Here is a 17997-nt window from a genome sequence, read left to right as displayed (position 1 = left end):
GTCGAACACACGCATGAAGCTCACCGGGCCGGAAGCGTTCGAATCGGTTCCCTTCACGCGTGCACCCATCGGGCGAATGCTTGAAAAGTCGTATCCAACACCACCACCTCGACGCATGGTTTCGGTGGCATGTCCGAGTGCTTCCATGATGCCAGGCACGCCGTCTTTGTAGCCAGTCATCGTGTCCGAAAGGGGCTGCACGAAGCAGTTAATCATCGTGGCCACGCGGTCCATTCCGGCTGCGCTGTTGATGCGTCCGCCAGGGATGAAGCCATCTGCCTGCGTTTGCAGAAAGTTGGATTCCATCTCTTGTGATGTGGCCAAAGCTTTGGCCACACGTTTCTGCACGTCGATCACCTCGGTCTCACCGGGGGCGGCGTACTTTTCTTTGAAAATGTGCAAGCACAGATCCTGCGGCTGCAGGGCAGGCAACACAGCAAATTCGTTTTTCATTTGGAACTCTCCAGGGGGGTTAAAAATTGGCAAAAGTGGGTCGAAAGAAAGCGAGACCCGCGAATGCACACCCCCCCAGTCGGGAGATGCACATTGGCCGGTCCCGATGGGATGCAGTCCTGCATAGACAGAACGGCACTAAGGCAGAACACGCACCCTGCGAAGGGATGGGCGTTCAAAGTTGAAAGACTGGGGTTACACGCCGGTGAGGGCGAGCACAAGGTATCCCAGCGCCTTGTTCGAGCTCGTGAGAGCAGAAAACTCTGTAGAAAGCACCTTTCGCAAAGGCACTTTCACCAAAATTCGATTTGTATTTTCTCGCAACTGAACGAAGTGAGCAAACCAACACGGCCAGTCTTTCGACTGGCCGTGCGGTTTTCCTCAATGCAGCACAGTTGGTCCCCACTGCAGTTGGTGGAAGCTTTCGACTTCCTGGTACCACTGTGGGCCGGGCGGCTTGCCGTCGACCATCAGACCCACGTAGGGACTGAACTCGACGGAATGGACGCCCATGGACGAATCGCGCTTTTCGACGACGATCATCATGGCGCGCTCGCCCGTTGACTGTTGAAACTTCTTCACCTGCTCTCGCAGGGCTTCGGTGATGCACATGCGTTTCTCCTGATCGGATGACCAGGAACGCCCCGACTGGGAGCGTCCCAGTCGGGGTTGGTTGTTTTGTTCAGACGAACGTTTGGGTCACATCTTCGAACCCATCGCTGGGATCTCCGGTGAAACCGTGGTCGTCAAAACCATCTGGCTCCTGGGGAGCGGTTTGCTGCACCGATGGAGCAGATCGAGATACGGGCCGCGCGGTCTGGGGAGCAGCTCCAGCATTGCTCGTTGGAGCACGCTGGTTGAAGCCACCTTTTTCTGCGGCGTAGGCATTGGGAGCGGTACCGCGGTTGCCACCACCGTTGCCGGAGGGTGAGTTGCCGCCGTAGTTGCCACCGTTGCCGTTTCCATTGCCAGATCGTTGACCTTGGTTTCCAACTTGGTTGCTGGCTTGGCCATCGCCCCGGCTGCTGCGCGGGCGGGCACCCTTGCTGTACCAGGTCATCCGGTATTTGACGAACTGCTTGCGTTGCTGCTGTGCATCTGTGTAGCTCGATGTCTCCTGGGTTCCGGTGGCTGAGATCAGCTGACCTTTCTCCGTGGATTCACAGAACCGCTCAGCCTCCTCGCCCCAGACGAAGAAGTTGACCGCCTCGGTCACTTCATCGCCTTTGGCCCATCGAGAACTCAACAAGCGGAATTCACAAACGCAGCTGTCACCCACGATCTTGACGGTAGGCTGTTCAGCCAGGCGCCCGTGGGCTGTGATGACGATCATGCTTTCTCCTGAAGATTCTGGACTTTGTAGAGGTTCTTTTTGCCCTCACCACCGTTGGTAAGGGTCACGGGCACTTTGCCCATCGGGGTGATCGAAATGCGGTCGCCCAACTGGCAATCTGCAAGTTCGAGCTCGCGTTCGAGTTCGGCACCACGAAGCGGGAATTCAGCGCCGTTGTCCATCTGGATGATGGCGGTGAACACCTCGTATGCATCACGTCCCCGGGGCGTCACCTTTCGGCTCCCAGCTTCACGCAAGGTGCCTACGTAGGTGAATCCCACCGCTGGCTTGGGCGCGAAGACTTTCGACTCCGGTGCCTGGGCCTGCGTGGCAGGTGCTCGCGGCTGCTCGCGTTTGGACGCGGGTGCCGGATGTTGTTTCGGTGCGGGCGTTCCCTGCGCCGCCGCTGCTCGCTGGACCACGGCTGTCGGAGATGGTGCTGCCACCACATCCTTCGTCGCGACCTTGGGCGGAACCTTGACAGTGTCTTTTGGCGGTTTGACCGCCTTGACCTTGCCTTTGCCCACAGCGTTGATGAGTTTCTCTGCGAGGTACACCGTCTCATCCTTCACATCCTCCAAATCCGACTTGGGGTCGAATACAGCATCAGGAAAGTTGAACCGGCGACCTTTCATCATGGCCCGCAGTCGGGGTTCATGAACGATCAGGTCTCGCTTGACAACCTTGAGCGTCTTGTAGACACGCATGTTGATGACGCCAACCGCAGGATCGAGGCGGATCGAGATGATCCGGTCTGCAATCTCGAAGTCGCTTGCCTGCACCATGACCGGAGCCGAGCACTCGCCCGTCGCTTTCGCTCCTGGGTTGCGTTCGGCCGCCTCTTTGGCCTTGGCCAAGGTCTGGCGCATCGCGTCACTTTTGCTGATGACCACCTTGGGAGTGATCACCGGGTTGCGGAGGCGTGGCTTCACGAGCCTTGAAAGGCCTGCGATGCTTGACGCCACCACCCTGCTGGTTCCGAGCGTGAGAGCGCGGGCAGCATTGATGAGGGGGTGAATATGTTTGTTCACTTTGTTCCTGTTAAAAGGCGGCCTGACTCGCATCGGCTATCCAGCCGTCTGCGTCATAAGTGTTGTTGTGAATGACTGGAGCCGCCAGCATCGCGTCGCGTAGCGACCAACGCAGCTGCTCCAAAGTTCTTTGTGTGGTTGCCTCCGCGAACCACTTGGACAGGAATTGCTTCCAGGCCATTGGATCGTTCTTCGGTGTCACAGCCGGCACTTGGCCCGACTGTGCAATGACAACTTGCTTGTTCTCGACTGCCCAGTTGGACAGCACAAGTGCGAATGCGGGGTGGGTGTCCGGTGCGGTGAAGTACTGCACTGCCCGCCGCTGCCTGGCGATCCAGACGTCAGCGGTGTTGCGTACTCCATCCACGCCTTGCAGAAGCACTTCCCACTCCTGCAGCAGCGCGTCGACATCCAGGCCAATGCTCCGGGTGACCATGAGCACCAGCTCACCATCGCCTGCAAAGTCCAGGTCGGGGTGCACTTCGGAAAACTCGCCAAGCACCTTGCCGTCAGGGGTGACGTTTCGGTGGAGGTACTTGCACCTTGCGGCGCGGGAGTACCCCATGCGAACCTTCGCGGTCAGTGCACCGCCAAGCTTGATGGCGTTGATGGTCTCAAGCTTGAGCGTCCCATCGAGCTTTATCTCCGCGATCATGACTTCCGATCCCCGGGGGCAGAACCCCCAGGCACCTTTGTCCGAATGTTGGTAGACATCAAAGACAAGGTTCATACCCTGCCTCAGCTCTGCATGTTTTCGTCGTAGCCCGCAATGAGCGTGATTTGCTCATTGACGGCTGTCGCCATGGCTGCGCTCATGCGCACGGCCTGACGAACTGCGTAGTGCAGTCCGCTTTGGTTCTGTTTGCGCATGACACCCTGGTACATGACCGTGTACTTCGCCCAACGAAGCAGCACCCGAGTTGACAAAGGCTTGTCGATTCCGGGGGCATCGTTGAGGAAGGCCTGGCGCACGTTGTTGGCCACCTGCACGACCACCTTGGCGATCGATTCAGCAACCGTCCTGTCAACCTTGCCGGCCAACAGGTGCCGCAGCACCAGCGCTTCTTCAAGCTCGGGCTTGAGGTATTCCACTTCCATGTGGGACCAGCGGTCATCGTTGGCCACGTCCTGCACGTTTCGCCCTGCGACCGCGGCTCGGCTGTCTTCAGGATTCTGCGTGGCAAAGAACCGGGTGGTCTTCGCTGGCGTGATCGTCTCCCCGGTTTCAGGGATCGTGATCGAGTAACCCTCCAGCAGCATGTTGAGACCGGTGGCCTCTCCCGCGTCCAGAGTGTTGTACTCGTCCAGCAGCACAGACGTGCCTTCACGGCATGCCTTGAGCACCGGGCCATCTTTCCAAACGAGCTTGCCATCCTCGGTCGGCAGCAGCTGACCTATCAGGCGGAAGCTCTCAGTGGTGGGTGAGCACGGCACTTTGTAGAGCGGCACGTTCAGACGCGCGTGCCACTGTTCGATGATCGAGGTCTTACCCGCTGCGGGACTTCCTTCGATCTTCAATGCCTTGAATCCGCCAACCCAGAACATCGTCAACTGGCGCGTGCGCTCAGTATCAAAGACGTACATCGGGTCAACCGGGGGGACGCCGTTCAAACCAGGCGCGAGGCCTGGAATTTCGGCTGATTCGGGCGCTTCAAGCAGGCCGAAGACTGCGCGCACGTTGTACTTCTGGTGTACGGGTTTAATGGTGTTTTCCATCGAAAAGTTCCTTAAAGACACTTTGGAGGCCAATCTCTTTGAGTACGGGGACTAAGCCGTCCGTCAAACGTTCAGGGCTGTATCCGCAGATAGCGCAGCACTGTTCGAACGAGAATGGAGTTAAGGGTTGGGACAGGACTGTCTCAACCGTTCGGCCGCTTTCCCCGTGTAGGGACGCGACCATCGTTTTCGGAGCGAAGATCCACCGCAGGACCTCTTTCTTCTCCGCGCCGTTGCCTTTAGCCTGAAGGAGCTTCAGCGAGTAGTGCAGTACACCCTCGTGCAACTCCTCAATGGCGGCATCGGACCACTCGATGTGTTCGTCAACGAAGTCCTCGATCTTTTCCGCGACATCGGCCCTCAAGGGGTCAACATCACAGTTCAGTTCGTTTCCTTCGGCAACGCCCCCGAGTGGCATGTCCAGCAAGCTGTCGTCGATCAGATCGAACAGGCTTGTCGTGTCCTCGTCCCTCTTGAGCAGAACGCTCTTGATGGATCTGGCTTTGACGGCGTTTTCTTTCTTGCTCTGACGTTGTTGCTCGCGCTGGGCCCACGCATGAATTTCGTGGGCCATGAACATCGGCAGGAAAAGCTGTTGCGCTTGCGGTTGGGTATCAATCGCCCCGGCGTGCATGGGACTGCTCCCTGACGCCGGTGATGTTTTTTTCCATCATGCTTCCAGCTAAATAGCCGAGCAGCATCCCTACCGGGAAGCTGGTCCCGGCTGGGTTGATGAATGCGGTTTGAAGCCGCTAGTTGTGCGCTGACACGGATGCCAGCTCTGCTCGAATTTGCATCGAGAAGTGCTCACGGTGCTGGATGCGTCCAGGTCCGTCAGCAGTTCTCACGCGGAGTGTGTGCGAAGGGATGAAATGAAAAAAGGAAGGGCCAGGCCCTTCCTTTTTTACAAACGTTGCAGCGTCAACTCACCGAGTTGCTTGCTCGACCACGAAGTCCACATGAGTGGTACGCGACTTCACTGTTTCAACTGCGGGGAGCATTGCCCCGGCGGTGTTGACCAAAACCATGGCAATGACGAAAACGGCGAGAACTACTTTCATGGGGACCACCTAAAAGGATTCCCACAAAGCAGTCCACCCCATAGGGCATTGGAATGCCCATGTGGGGAGGTTGATGTGCGACAGGCAAACCCGGAGGTCGGCAAGTCAGTTGAAGGCGTGTACTGGACACGCAACTGAACCGAAGTTCAGTTCTTTTCGGCGAACCGAGGAAGACCTCACATCTCGATCAAGAGACGTCAGGTATTACCCGCTGTGTGGCGAAGTATATGCAGAGAGCGATGTGTGTTGAAAGAGGAAACTGCGATGGGCAGGGTGCCGAAGCACCCGCCATGCAAGAACTCGTGGAGTTCTTTTCATCTTTATGTTCCCCTTTCAGGTAGCACTTCGCCGTCGCAAAGAGCAGTTCAGTTTCGACTCGGAAGGTTTACGTGTCCCAGTTGCACGGCCGCTGGATACCAGACGACGTACGAAGTATTGAGCAGCTCGAAACGCGGGTCAAACCAATCTGGCCACTTCCCGCGAAAAAGTTTCTGAGGCGACTCGAACGTGGTTTGCCGCCAAAGCAGCAACTGGCCACATCGGGGGCACCAACACACGTCAATCCGCCCAGTCACCCTGAGTTTCCTTGAAAAAAGTGCACTCAGACCGAGGCTTTGCATTGGTTTGGGTGCATTGACTCAACCTGAGTGCTGCAGGACCGCTCCTAAAGTCAAGTGGCGTTTTCTCAACCCACTGGAGAGTCCTTTCTATGACCAATGCAGCCCTCACGGCGACCGACGCCGACGCCCAGATTCAAAAACAACGCCAGAAGGCCTTGCAGATGGTCTTCGGCGAGAAGTTCGGTTCGAATTTCCAGAGCCCCGTTGTCTTCATTGACAACGCTGAGTTGCAGTCACCTGCCTCCACCCGCTTCTTCCGCAAGGATTTCGCCTACCTGTCCAAGCAGCTGTTCCTGGAATACCAGTACCGCAGCTGGCGCGGCTTCAACCCTGAGACGCTGGAGAAGTACAACGAAGTGATCACGAAAAAGCTGGCCAGCATCAACACTTTGATGACCAGCAACATCAGCCGCCTGGAAAAGCTTCTCCAACAGAACGGCGTGAAGATGGAAACCTCGCTTTACCCCAACCCGGTGCACATGACCGTCCCCGTGATCGCGGCTCACGCGCGCAGCTACTTCAAGTTGCTGACCGACCTGGACAAGGTCAACCTCATGGCCGGCACCGCCAACCTGTTGGGCGTGATCGACTCGGCCCAGCGCGCCGAAGTTGAATTTCTGTGCAAAAAGGCTGTACGCGCCTTCCGCGCCATCCTGCAGACAGAAGTGGTCAAGCTGTACCGTGAAGCTGACCGCCTGATCAAGGAACAGCAGACCAGTGGCACCGTCAATCCAGAGATGGCCGATGTGGTTTCGCAGCAGGGCAAGGACATCGCGGCCTTCTCTGCTTCCGAGTCGGAAGGTGCAGATGCCGATTCCAGCATGGACCTCGGCGGCGCTGACCCGAGCAAGGTGATTGACGACGCTACAGCAGCCGCGGTTGCGGCCGCTGGCAAGGGCAAGGCCAAAACGCCGAAAGCGAAAGAGGTGGACCCCGCCGCCGTGGCCGCTTAACCACCTCTCTGTGAGGTTGAGAGAGGGCCGCCACTGCGCGGCCCTTCTCATTTGAGCACCTACCACGCCTGCCCGCTCTATTTGACTAATTCCACTCGGACCAGCGCCCATGGCCTTCACCCCACAACAGCAGCAAGCGATTGACCACGACGGTCACCTGCTTATCGTCGCCGGGCCCGGATCAGGCAAGACCACCACCTCGGTGGCCAAAGCCATGCGCATTCTGTCCGACCCGAACCGCCGTCTGATCATGGTCACCTTCACCAAGGAGGGTGCAGACGAAATGCGCCGCCGGCTGGACGCAGCACAGGTCAAGGCCGGAGGCAAGCCCTTCGGTGATGAACGCTTGCTCATCGGAACCTTCCACAGCATTGCCATCAAGCACCTGTTCCGACACGTGCCCCGACGCAAGGTCCTAAGCCCCGTCCAACAAGGGATCCTCCTGCAGGATGCGCTGTTCACGTTCCTCAAGAGTGCAGAGGACCAAAAGGCTGCTCGCGAGATCTTCGAGCTGTACATGTACGCCATCGACCGAACAAAGCTCGAAGTGCCCGAGGTGGTCATGAAGGTCATTGAGAGGTACATGGAGCGACTGAAGGCCACTGGACAGATGGATCTTTACTCGATCATGCGTGACTGTGCCCTCAGGGTTCACGAGGGCACGATCCCGCCAATGCCTTACACCGACATGCTGGTGGACGAAGGTCAGGACACAGACGATCTGCAGCGCTGCTGGATCTTTGCTCACGCGCGATCTGGATGCAACGTCACCATCGTTGGAGATGACGACCAGAGCATCTACGAGTGGCGTCAGGCTCTAGGCTACGCCGGCATGAAATCCTTCTTGGACACCTTCGATGCAAAGAGGATCGAGCTGGGTGACAACTTCCGCTGCCGCCAGGAGATCCTGTTTCACGCGGTCACTCTGGTCAGCCTGAACAAGGCACGGCTGTCGAAGACGCTTGTTGCACGCCGCGGCAAGGGCGGTGCCATAGCCGCATACTCCACCGCCAATGCCGAGAAGCAGGCGCAAGAACTGGCCGCCATGGTTGTGGAAACGCCTGCGCAACACGTCAATGCCGTGGTTCTTGCGCGAACCAACCGCTCGCTGGATCTTTTGGAACTTGAACTGCGAAGCGCCGGAGTCGACTACAAGCGCGTCGGCAAGAGCATCTGGGAGAACTCGCACATTGCGGGCTATCTGTCGTTCTTGCAGGCACTGGTAGACAACTCCCCGGTCGGCGTACTCGGCGTGCTGCACTTCAACGGCATCGGGGATGAGATGAAGACCTCCATCCTGCGCGAAATGAACGGCTCGGCAGCCCAACTGCTTGATGGCAACGTTCCCGAACTTGAGGACGCACCGCCTGGTGAGATGAAGCAACTCAAAAGTCTGGCCAAAGACTGCGCCTACTGGAGGGCCCAACTGCGAGCGAGCAACGCCGGCACCGGTGGGTCTGTAGCTGAGGTGATTCTTGAAGTGGGCGACATGTATGCGGGATGGCTCAAGGCGGAGCGCAAGACAGGCGCGGCAGACCTGGTGGGCATCTGCGCCAGGATCCTGAGCGACCTGCGAGGTACGCTTTCCAGCCGCCTGAAGCTGGTGTCCACGAAGAACCGCGACCTAAGCGACGTGAGACTGGTCCTGATGACCATGCACGGCTCCAAGGGCCTCGAATTCGAAACCGTGCACATCCTGGACGCATCGGCATCCGACAATGATTCCGCCGTGGTCAACTACGAAGCAGAACGTCGGCTGATGTTCGTCGCCATAACGCGGGCAAAGAACCGCTGCCTGGTGTGGTTCAGCGGTAAGCCCCACCTCACCGTGGTTGAATCCAAGATGGCCGTGAAACTGAGACTGTCCGACGCGACGAAGGTCATCACAGACGGCAACTGATCTGTTCGCCGGGCAACACTCCACGCCATGTACCAGGTCATCGACGCCGGCGCCATCGAACATGAGATGGAGCCACACCGGCTGCTTGTGCTCCAAGCTGATACCGTCGAGGAGCTGGAGGCTTTGATTTCTCTTTCCAAGGCCAAAGGCTGGCTCGAATACGTGGAAGGCGTTGCGACGCAGGGCCCGCGTCTCGCTTGCTGGATGCTCAAACCCGATGCCCCACCAACCAGCACAGCTTGAAGATGGCGCGAAAGACGGTAGCCTGACATCCATGACAACACCCTCCTCTCCTGCACACCCGCGCCATTGGGTCTACCTACGGCCGGTGAGGCTCTGCATGACAGCCGCCCTCGCTGCAGCTCTGCGCACGCGCGCCACCATCGCACCACAAGCACGGGAAATGTTGGTCAAAGGCGGGACTATCCTGACATCGAACCATGTGAGCTTGCTTGACGGCGTGCTGCTGGCCCTCCTAAGCCCTGCACCGCTGGCAGTGGGGGTCGACAGCGACTGGTCCGTGAAAAGTCCGTGGGCAGCCCGTGGGATGGCCACGCTGTGCTGGTTGGGCTACGGGTGGGTGGTACCGCTGGACTCGGGCACGCCACAAGGCCTGCGCAAGTTGGCGCGCCACCTCCGCGAGGGGCGCAGCGTCCTGTTGTTCCCTGAGGGTCAGATCAGCCCCAATGGAAGGCCACAAGCTGAGCGCCCAGGCGTGAGTTGGCTCGCGGAGCGAACCGGGGCCAAAGTGGTCCGCGCCAGCATCGACGGCGCCGAGCGCTCGCTGATCTTTGCCAAGGCTGGCGATCACCTGTGGCCACGAATTGCCATCACCGTGAGCTGATGAAGCACTGAGAACTCCTTGCGGGGAATGCGGCATTTCCCCGCCTCAAGAGGTGATCAAACTTAAAGCTTCACCTCTGCACAGGTCCAACTTTTTGAACTATTGTTTTCCCCCAAGGTCAGGCTATAGAAATATCGAGCCTTTCGCAAACGTGCAAAAGTACCGATGAAGTGCAGAAATGCGGCCCATGTAAGTCAAGGGGATAGCACGGAAGCCATTCGATTCAAGCGTCAACCTGATTCATACCTACAACGTGCTAACTCGCGTTATAAAACCATTCTGCATGTACATCTTGGCTGGTTTCTGCGGGCTGTATTTGCGACCTGGAGCATCGCTGCCTGCTGGTATGGTCGTTCATGCGCATCTGTATCGGCGCTCGCCTACTCGCGAGCCTCGATGCAACGGAAGCTCCATCCAACAGATGGACCGCGGGCCTTGGGGAGGGAACGTTCAAAAGAACACCAAGGTCGGTTGTGCGCGTGGCTGCGAACGCAGTCGGACAACAAGAACTCAACAACACCATGTCACCAAATGACTCGCACGCAGGTGCACCTCAGATATCCGATCAGCTGGTAGGCCCACTGTTTGACATCGCACCTTGCGGGATGCTGTTGTTTGGACCAAAGGGCGAACTGCTCAAGGTCAACCCGACCCTACTGCGCTGGCTGAACAACCATGTGGGCATGGGCCTTGAACCCACGCCCTCCAGCGGCCCCTCCAACGGGCATCAGCCACTGTCATTCGAGAACCTCAAAGGACAGCTGCAGATGGCCCTGGAAGGTGCTGTCCCTGCGCCGGCTTACATCACGATGGATCGGTCCGATGGCACGGCGCTGCCCCTACAGGCCTCTTCGGTGGCCATCCGCTCAACTGGAGGTGATGTCGCCGCAGTTCTCACAACCCTTCAGGACCTCAGCGAGGTAGAAGAACGGGTTGGCCAACGCTCAAGCGAACTGCTCACGGCGAAGCGTCGATACGCGCTCATGATCGACGCGCTTCAGGATTCATGCATCTACTTCATTGACGCTTCAGGCCACATCACTGAATGGAGCGAGAGTGCGCACCGCCTGCACGGGTTCACCCACGACCAAGCCGCCAGGATGTCTTTTGGTGACCTGGCAGCTCCGCGTGCGGGCGAGCCAGAGGAAATCAGCATCGAGGACGCCATTCGCCTTGCCGTCGACCGGGGGCAGTGGGAGTACCACGGCTGGCGCCTTCGCGTCGGGACCGACGCCTTCTGGGGCCAGACACTCATCACCGCGCTGCGGGGAGAAAACGGGGAGCTTGAAGGCCTGTCATGCATCACGCGCGATATGACTGCCATGAAGGATCTGGACCGGGTCATGAATGACCTCAATGCTGAGCTGGACCGGCGCGTCAAGGCGCGCGTGCGCCAGTACACGGTTCCCAACAAGGATCTGGACATCTTCACGCACTCAATCACGCACGACTTGCGAGGACCACTGCGCCACATCAACACGTTCGCCGGCCTCATTGCCGAGGAACTGGGCGAGGAAGCGAGTGAAGAGATTCGACACTATCGCGATGGCCTGAAGCGCTCCTCCACTTACCTCAACGGCATGATCGAGAGCCTCCTGACCTATTCCCGCCTCGGTCGAGTTGATCTCCATCCTGCTCCGCTGCAGCTGCAGGCCACATTGGACGGAGTCATCGATCGACTCACCACCGCGAACCCAGGGCGAGAAATCTCTTGGAATGTCCACGCAGATCTGCCGCAGATTTTTGCGGACGAAGGGATGGTCGCAGACCTGTTCGTGCACTTGTTGGATAACGCGGTCAAGTTCACGCGCCAGGTTGATCGAGCCGAAATCGAGATCGGCAGCCGAACGGAAAGCGATGGCTCCACCGTCTTTTTCGTCGTGGACAACGGCGTGGGATTTGATGTGGCCAAGGCGAGAAACCTGTTCCTCATGTTCCAGAGGCAGCATCATTCGCTGGATTTTGAGGGATACGGTGCAGGCTTGGCGTTGAGTCAGAGGATAGTTCAGCGTCACAACGGAAGCATCTGGGCCGACAGCACGCCCGGCCATGGGTGCGCCGTGTATTTCAAGCTCCCAGTGGAGTCACGAAGCTAGGACGTGGCCGCCGCTTCCCTCGGCGTGCACAACTTGAACAAGCTCAGGCCCAGATACCCCGGAAGTCAGACTCAATAGCTTCGTGATTCTGGAGTTCGCGCACGGCAGCTCGGACCACGATGTTGTCGAAACGGCGAGCGACCGAGTCCAGGGATCTGTAGACCTCCTGCAGGCTCTCGCCGAGCACTGGACCAGGGTGCTTCATGGCCTTACTTTTTCTGGAGGTTACGTCGCGTCGCAGAGCTCGTGCCGCCTCGCCATCTTGTGCACGGTGCCATCGACCTGCAACGTTCATGTGGAGGACAAACTGATCGCCAGCATTGCAGCTGAGGACAAGCACCGTACCCTCCAAATCACAGGGGGCCCACACAAGGTGCAGGATGCTGTGATCGATCTCTTCCTGCGACGAGAAGGCGCACGAGCGGTCTAGATCGAGGGGTGCCAAGCACAGGAGGTCGCTGGCCACAGGGCCACTCACAGCCATTGATGGCAACGATGCCAGGACCGAAAGTGCGAACGGCCGGGGTTCGTAGCTCTCCCCTCCAAGCAACTCTCCCATCATGCTCGACGTCGTGAAGTCGTTGCCCGATTCATCTGCCTCCGCTTCCAACTGCGAATGTGCGTGCACCACGCGAAGGACAACAGCTGGACCGGTGAGTGCTCCCAGCCCTCGTTCTTCCAGTAGAACCTGGAATACGCTGGCAAGGAGGTACTTGTGCTTGTTGAAACTGGACACCAGGTTGTGGCGTGGCGCACGGCGCATGCTCAATCCATGCACAACCGGATGAAAGTCAGGACTCATGATCGTCATCGCTTTGCTCAGCCTTGTGCGGCATGCTTGAGCAGGTAGCCGGTGTCGATAGGGTCCGAGACGCGGACGATCATGTGGGATCGGATGCCCTCTACCGTCGCCTCCGTTGGGCCGGGTGCAACTGTCTCGGCAATCAGCGTGTCGACGCCCAGGCGCGATGCCCACGGCTGCAGAGGTTCAGAAAATGGCCGCCAGTGTTCAAGTACACCGAAGCGATCGACACCCTTGATGGAAAGGCGCGCGACGTCCCGGGCGTGCAGTGTCAGTCCGTATAGGTACACGCCAACGAAACGGCCCGTGAACACTTCCCCGTTGTCCACTGCCGCCTTTGCTCGCTTCACCGCTTCGCCAATGGAGTGCGCCAGCAAGGAGGAGCCATCTTCAGTTGGCCACCGAGGGGTAATGTAGGAGGCCAGCTTGACCGCCGCCTTTCTGAGGTTGGGTTGCTGGGACCAGCATGCAAGGGCGAAGTCCTCATGTGGCAGTCCGGCAATCGCATCGAAGACCCACTGTTCGGGGTCGGATCGTTCGAGTTCCCGGCGCGTCCAGTGTTCGGTACCACTGCCTGGCTGGAGATGCACGGCGCTGCGGACGCGCGCCGTTTGCAATGACACGATTTGGTTCATGACGAGAGCAGCTTTCGCAAGAAGTTCTTGGCCAACACCTGGGCTTGACGACTGCAGTCATGCAGTCGACCTGATTCCAGGCGTGAGTGAAAGACAAGTGCGCTCGAGGGAGAGCCGCTGCAGAACGGGATCGTCCGGAGTTGGAGCAATGGGATGGCGTTCCACGTTTGGAGCATCCCTCCATTCTTCTACTTAGCGCCGGCCAAGGCCCGGGGCCAACGGCTCCGTTTTGCCCCATAGGGCAAACGATCACCCGAACTTGGGGATCTGATTGCGCGATTGGCGGTAGGCGGTGATGCGAAACTGAACGTCTGCGCGCACCTCATCCATGCGCAGATCCTGCGTGGAGCAGGCGGGACAATGCACTGGACCTTGATGATGGTTGACCACGGGGTGCTTCGTGTTGCACGCGCCGCACTGACGAACTTCGATTTCACGGCTTTGCAATCCCTCGACCAAGAGTGCATAGGTCTCGAAGGGAATGCGCATCGAGTCCCCGACTGGCGGCACCGTTCTACGATAGTGGTTGTAGACCTCAATCATCGTGTCCAGCGCCCGGCCGAAATTTGTCTCCACCACGGCATATTCACCGATGCCCCTTGAGCCGAAATGCAAGGCCATCAGGTAGGCGGCCTCAAAACGCTCTGCTGCGCTGTCAAGAAACGTCTTTGCCGCCGTGGTCTGCCCCAATCCGCGAGGGCGTTTGACCTTGATGCCGTACTGACCCAGCCGACGATCCATTTCCTCCTTGATCCGTTGCTCGGCCACATCGGTGCCGAGCAGCTTGACGATCAGCTTGGTGCGTGAAGTCAGGGCGATGAGCGCCTCGAATCGATCATCCGCATCCTGGTCTTCGAAGAGCACTCGCTTGTGTCCTGAGGATGCGAGCGCGCGGCCAGCCGAGTTCATCATTGTCATATCCAAGGTTGAAGTGTCAGTGAATGCTGTTCTTCGATCGCTTGCTCATGGTCATGAGCTGCGATTTCTGGGACGAGGACAGGTCGCGGGTAGCGGCCACCTCGAAGTAATGGTCGCTGGCAACAGGAAACATCACCAAGCCGGGGTTGGCTGCGATGTCCCAAAGCTCATGCGGACCAAAACGCCGGATATGCACTGCATCGGGCAGTGCCAAGTCATAGAGGACACACCCCTCGGCAAACGAGGTTTTGATGCTGTCAACGCGCGATGCGAGAGCCATGAACGCCTCATGTCGGTTGGCGGCCTCAAATTCGCCGGGTTGCACCAACGGAGCCGATGTCGCGGGCATCAGACTGGGGTGGATCAATAGGGAAAAGAGGGGGAGGGAACAGTCGGCCAACTTCATGACCTCTTCCTCAGCCAGCACGGCGAGGAGTTCCAGCAGATTGCGCTGGCCAGGGAACCAGCGGGCAATGACGCGCTGGTCCACCAACTCAGTGCTCTGAGCAATGCGCCAACGACGGAACATCGCCTTGACGTTTTCAGCACGGACTGCTCTTTCGTACGTCGGTACGTGCAGACTACCTTTGGTAGCCCCCTCCATCTGCGCTGTCATCATTATTTCTCAATCGCCTCTGTGTACTTCCGCTACTGCGCCCATGCGCAGGGAATTTGCGTGCGATTCACCGCCCGAGTTAGAAGCCCACGTGGAGCGCAGCCCCGTCGCATGTTTCACGACTTAAACCCTGCTTGACCGGCACAGTTTGAGTTACGGAATCTATCGGCGGACTTGCCCGCAGCTCTATGGGTCGGAGAGGTTCTGAAGTACAAGAACGCACTATTCCCGGCACATACGTGACAAATGTCGCGCCTTGATCGGTGGGGGACCTCGCCTTCGTCCAGTGAAGCCTCTCCCTGGCAGCTTCAGCCCAACAAATGGACCTGAGACCGCCCCCTTGCGCCCATGAATTCCACGACGCACCCCAGTTCCTCGATCTGGCGCGCTTGCCGATCGAAGGTCTCCTGTGTGATCAGGCCCTGTTCGAGGTATCTCAGAAGCAACTCGCTGGACAACAGCCGCTGGCGATCAAGCTTGGGCTCACCCTTGAGTAGGCCTGCAGCAGAGCCGGAAGGGGCCGAAGGGTAGGACTGGTGGGGGGTGTTCCGCATTTGTGGACATCATCGGGCAGCGACCGGTTGCCGAGAGGGACAATCGAAGTCGCTTTGCGCATGAAAGTATTTGTTACAGATCGCGCTTTTGCAAATGCCAGCGGATGCTCCGCACAACGGATAGATCGAAGGCAACAGCGGAGGTTGCCCATAAAAAAAGGCCCGAGCAAAATGCCCGAGCCTTCCATGTTGCCCCAATACGGGGGTTGCAGATCAAGCAACTTCCGCTGCCTCTTGCTTCTTCAGTCGTTTGGCCTTCAACGAGGGCCTCACCACCTTGTGACGCTTGCCATCGCGAACGATGTCAAATCGCGCCCACACGTCACGGTCGACTCGCAAAGGGGTGACCATCATCCGTTTGAGGTTGATGAACGCCCCTTGAGTGTCCAACCGCCCCTCCGTGAACAGCATCCACAGCAGGTTGGCTGCGAAGTCGGACACGGTGGTGTTGATGAACAGGCTCTGCTTCTCCAAGGCTTCGGCAAGGGAACACGAGGGTGTGTTGTCCTTGTCCTCAGCCGATGGGTCGATGAGCTCGGGGTAGAACTCTGCGATGTGCGGCAGGCGGTTCAGGTCATCGGTCGCCCGCTTGCGCGAGGTCACTTGACCGATCACCACTTGGCCGTCGTGCGATCTGTTCCCAGTGTCAAGCCAATACCTTGTTCCGCTGACCGTGTTCTCCAAACCACGCAGGATGGCCAGGCGGGCAGCGCGGTTGTCCACCGCTCCGATCACCAGGTCAAATTTGTCCAGCGCAGAACGCGTGTCCAGCTTGGCTGGCTCGCTATCCCACTGCACATCTTCCAGCGCCATGTTGGCTCGGTTCACGAGCACGTCGCACTTGTAACTGCCGCAGTCTCCGGGGTAGAAGGCTTGGCGGCCGATGTTGGCGGGTGACACCGTGTCAGGATCGATGACCAGCACCTGCAGGCCAAAGGGGTGCCCCTTGGCTCGCAGAGCGCGGTGCAACGCAACCAGCTTCTCCAGCATTCGACTACCAGTTCCGCCGGCGCCCACGAGGAGCACTTGAATGGCACGGGTCATCAACTTGCCGTCGAGCAGGTGGATCGCTTCTTGGTTCACAGCTTCACCTCCACGTTTCCATCTGCATCGATGCTCGCCGGGAATGTGTACCCGGCAAGGTTCAGGCGAAAAGCAGAACTCACGCTGGGTGTATCCACGTTGCCCAGCACGAGGCTGAACTTCATGGACCCGTTGTCATCCTTGTCATCCGTAGACGAAAAGAACGCTGGATGCGATGCGTGACTGTGCACGTCCACCACCAAGTGCTCACCTTGTTCCAGCTTCACTTCACGGTACGAGACGTAGCCGCCATTGGCGACAAGCGTCTCTCGTTTGGCAAAACGGAAGTCGTTGCTGCACTCATCCCAGATGAACGCACCGGCCACCTCGTTGGGCAGCGCATCGATGGCGGCTTGTTTGAACTCACGGATGAGCTCGCGGGGGATACCCTCGAACCACATCTCAGCCACCGGCTCCACTGCCCCGTAGGGCAGGTTCACCTTTGGACCGAAACCGGACACCATGTGCACCACACGCATGAACGGCAGCATCACTTCGCGCGCAAGCCCGTTGGAGCCGACGACGTAGCGGATGCCGCTTCCAACACGTGCATCCAACGGCTCCTTTTTGGGGGCCGCCACCAGCGGAAACGCTTCCGCAATGGCTTTATCGAAATCGTTCATCAGAACTCTCCTTGAGCGCGAACATGCTTTCGCTCGAAGAAATCGAGCTTGAGCAGATCAGCGACCTTGATGTTGATATCCACCAGCACCTTCTCGGGGAAGGCGTTGGTGGGCTTTTTCACCTGGCTCTGCCAGAACTTGACCGGCGAAACGCCTTTGGTCAGCCGGTCCTTCTCGGTGAAGTTGGGGTGTGTGAACAGTGATCCAAAGAAGAACCGCTCCCACGCGCTTGGGTCACCCTTTTGATCGTCGTTTGGGACGCGGGCGTTGCCGACACAGACTTTTCCCTGCGACCACACATTGAAAAATGGAGCTTGGCAGAGGTGCGTTTCTTGTGTTGGTGCGCCGTCGCCCCGGAAGGCGAAGACGTACAACTCTGTATCGGTGGACATGAAGATCAGCCCAGGATTGGGACAGACCGCATTGCCTTCGAAGGTGCCAGAGGCGAAGGTGCTTTCCTTGAAGAACATTGCCCGTTTTGTAGGCGCCGTCCACCAGATCATGCGACCCATGCCCTTTGCGAGGACGCGGGGGTCTTGCCATTGAATCGCTGGGCGATCTTTTGGCTTGAGGCCTTCCACGAGATCCTTGAAGTCGCCCTCCGTTAGAGGACGACCTGGTCGGACCACTGGACGCCCTTCAGACAACGCAACGGGATGCTTTGTCACGTACGCGCGTCCGTCCTGTGAGCTTTGGTACACCAGAAGTGCGTGCGCCAACTTGTAGTCGGCGCCAACGCTGTTGACTTTGAAGTCCATG

The 17997-nt window shown here is 58.5% G+C and carries 19 protein-coding genes and 1 pseudogene; 5 read left to right on the top strand and 15 right to left on the bottom strand.

Annotated features, from left to right (window positions below):
- The 8 genes and pseudogenes from ACN4F8_RS14705 to ACN4F8_RS14670 form a co-directional block, all read right to left on the bottom strand.
- Positions 1–453 (bottom strand): annotated as a pseudogene (locus ACN4F8_RS14705) (ribonucleoside-diphosphate reductase, adenosylcobalamin-dependent); the annotation flags it as partial.
- 381 nt (positions 454–834) lie between these two features.
- Positions 835–1065 carry a hypothetical protein gene (locus tag ACN4F8_RS14700; RefSeq protein WP_419474260.1) on the bottom strand — a complete coding sequence of 77 codons (231 nt, stop codon included), beginning with the start codon at positions 1063–1065 and terminating at the stop codon, positions 835–837.
- A gap of 70 nt (positions 1066–1135) precedes the next feature.
- On the bottom strand, positions 1136–1786 hold the full coding sequence (locus ACN4F8_RS14695) for a single-stranded DNA-binding protein (protein ID WP_159608864.1): 651 nt from the start codon (positions 1784–1786) through the stop codon (positions 1136–1138).
- Positions 1783–2817: a hypothetical protein gene (locus ACN4F8_RS14690; RefSeq protein WP_159608863.1), complete on the bottom strand. Its 1035-nt coding sequence runs from the start codon at positions 2815–2817 to the stop codon at positions 1783–1785. Before ACN4F8_RS14690 ends, ACN4F8_RS14695 begins: the two co-directional genes overlap by 4 nt.
- Positions 2818–2827: 10 nt before the next feature.
- Positions 2828–3547, bottom strand: a complete 720-nt coding sequence (locus ACN4F8_RS14685) for a hypothetical protein (RefSeq protein WP_419474259.1) — start codon at positions 3545–3547, stop codon at positions 2828–2830.
- Positions 3548–3555: 8 nt separating this feature from the next.
- Positions 3556–4533: an AAA family ATPase gene (locus ACN4F8_RS14680; protein ID WP_159608861.1), complete on the bottom strand. Its 978-nt coding sequence runs from the start codon at positions 4531–4533 to the stop codon at positions 3556–3558.
- Positions 4517–5167, bottom strand: a complete 651-nt coding sequence (locus ACN4F8_RS14675; RefSeq protein WP_419474258.1) for a hypothetical protein — start codon at positions 5165–5167, stop codon at positions 4517–4519. Before ACN4F8_RS14675 ends, ACN4F8_RS14680 begins: the two co-directional genes overlap by 17 nt.
- 292 nt (positions 5168–5459) lie before the next feature.
- Complete coding sequence (locus tag ACN4F8_RS14670) at positions 5460–5594, bottom strand: hypothetical protein (RefSeq protein ID WP_268894232.1); 135 nt, start codon at positions 5592–5594, stop codon at positions 5460–5462.
- A 709-nt stretch (positions 5595–6303) separates the two neighbouring features.
- Here ACN4F8_RS14670 and ACN4F8_RS14665 point away from each other — a divergent pair.
- The 5 genes from ACN4F8_RS14665 (at position 6304) to ACN4F8_RS14645 (ending at position 12007) form a co-directional block, all read left to right on the top strand.
- Positions 6304–7167: an AcaB family transcriptional regulator gene (locus ACN4F8_RS14665; RefSeq protein WP_159608859.1), complete on the top strand. Its 864-nt coding sequence runs from the start codon at positions 6304–6306 to the stop codon at positions 7165–7167.
- Positions 7168–7276: 109 nt separating this feature from the next.
- Positions 7277–9067, top strand: coding sequence for an ATP-dependent helicase (locus tag ACN4F8_RS14660; protein ID WP_305727071.1), 1791 nt, complete (start codon positions 7277–7279; stop codon positions 9065–9067).
- Between the two features lie 27 nt (positions 9068–9094).
- Positions 9095–9310, top strand: coding sequence for a hypothetical protein (locus ACN4F8_RS14655; RefSeq protein ID WP_305727072.1), 216 nt, complete (start codon positions 9095–9097; stop codon positions 9308–9310).
- Between the two features lie 97 nt (positions 9311–9407).
- On the top strand, positions 9408–9911 hold the full coding sequence (locus tag ACN4F8_RS14650; RefSeq protein ID WP_305727073.1) for a 1-acyl-sn-glycerol-3-phosphate acyltransferase: 504 nt from the start codon (positions 9408–9410) through the stop codon (positions 9909–9911).
- A gap of 521 nt (positions 9912–10432) precedes the next feature.
- Entirely contained in the window at positions 10433–12007 is a 1575-nt protein-coding gene (locus tag ACN4F8_RS14645) for a sensor histidine kinase (RefSeq protein ID WP_419474257.1), read from the top strand.
- Positions 12008–12050: 43 nt separating this feature from the next.
- Here ACN4F8_RS14645 and ACN4F8_RS14640 read toward each other — a convergent pair whose 3' ends face one another.
- From ACN4F8_RS14640 to ACN4F8_RS14610, 7 genes are all read right to left on the bottom strand, one after another.
- Positions 12051–12818, bottom strand: coding sequence for a hypothetical protein (locus tag ACN4F8_RS14640; RefSeq protein WP_419474256.1), 768 nt, complete (start codon positions 12816–12818; stop codon positions 12051–12053).
- Between the two features lie 8 nt (positions 12819–12826).
- On the bottom strand, positions 12827–13444 hold the full coding sequence (locus tag ACN4F8_RS14635) for a hypothetical protein (RefSeq protein WP_419474255.1): 618 nt from the start codon (positions 13442–13444) through the stop codon (positions 12827–12829).
- A 249-nt stretch (positions 13445–13693) separates the two neighbouring features.
- A complete protein-coding gene (locus ACN4F8_RS14630; protein WP_419474254.1) occupies positions 13694–14308 on the bottom strand; it encodes a hypothetical protein in 615 nt (204 codons plus the stop codon).
- A 70-nt stretch (positions 14309–14378) separates the two neighbouring features.
- Positions 14379–14981: a hypothetical protein gene (locus ACN4F8_RS14625; RefSeq protein ID WP_305727079.1), complete on the bottom strand. Its 603-nt coding sequence runs from the start codon at positions 14979–14981 to the stop codon at positions 14379–14381.
- Positions 14982–15745: 764 nt separating this feature from the next.
- Positions 15746–16615, bottom strand: coding sequence for a PRTRC system ThiF family protein (locus ACN4F8_RS14620; RefSeq protein WP_419474253.1), 870 nt, complete (start codon positions 16613–16615; stop codon positions 15746–15748).
- Entirely contained in the window at positions 16612–17238 is a 627-nt protein-coding gene (locus ACN4F8_RS14615) for a PRTRC system protein A (protein ID WP_159608850.1), read from the bottom strand. The genes ACN4F8_RS14620 and ACN4F8_RS14615 overlap by 4 nt, the downstream gene beginning before the upstream one ends.
- The gene (locus ACN4F8_RS14610) at positions 17238–17996 is read right to left on the bottom strand and encodes a PRTRC system protein B (protein WP_419474252.1); all 759 of its coding nucleotides are present in this window, start codon (positions 17994–17996) and stop codon (positions 17238–17240) included. Before ACN4F8_RS14610 ends, ACN4F8_RS14615 begins: the two co-directional genes overlap by 1 nt.
- Position 17997 lies beyond the last annotated feature (1 nt).

Origin of the sequence: Hydrogenophaga sp., assembly GCF_048549895.1 — a bacterium.
In the GTDB taxonomy this organism is placed as follows: domain Bacteria; phylum Pseudomonadota; class Gammaproteobacteria; order Burkholderiales; family Burkholderiaceae_C; genus Hydrogenophaga.
The sequence above is the reverse complement of the archived record's forward strand: the minus strand, read 5'-3'. Positions and strand labels throughout refer to the sequence as shown.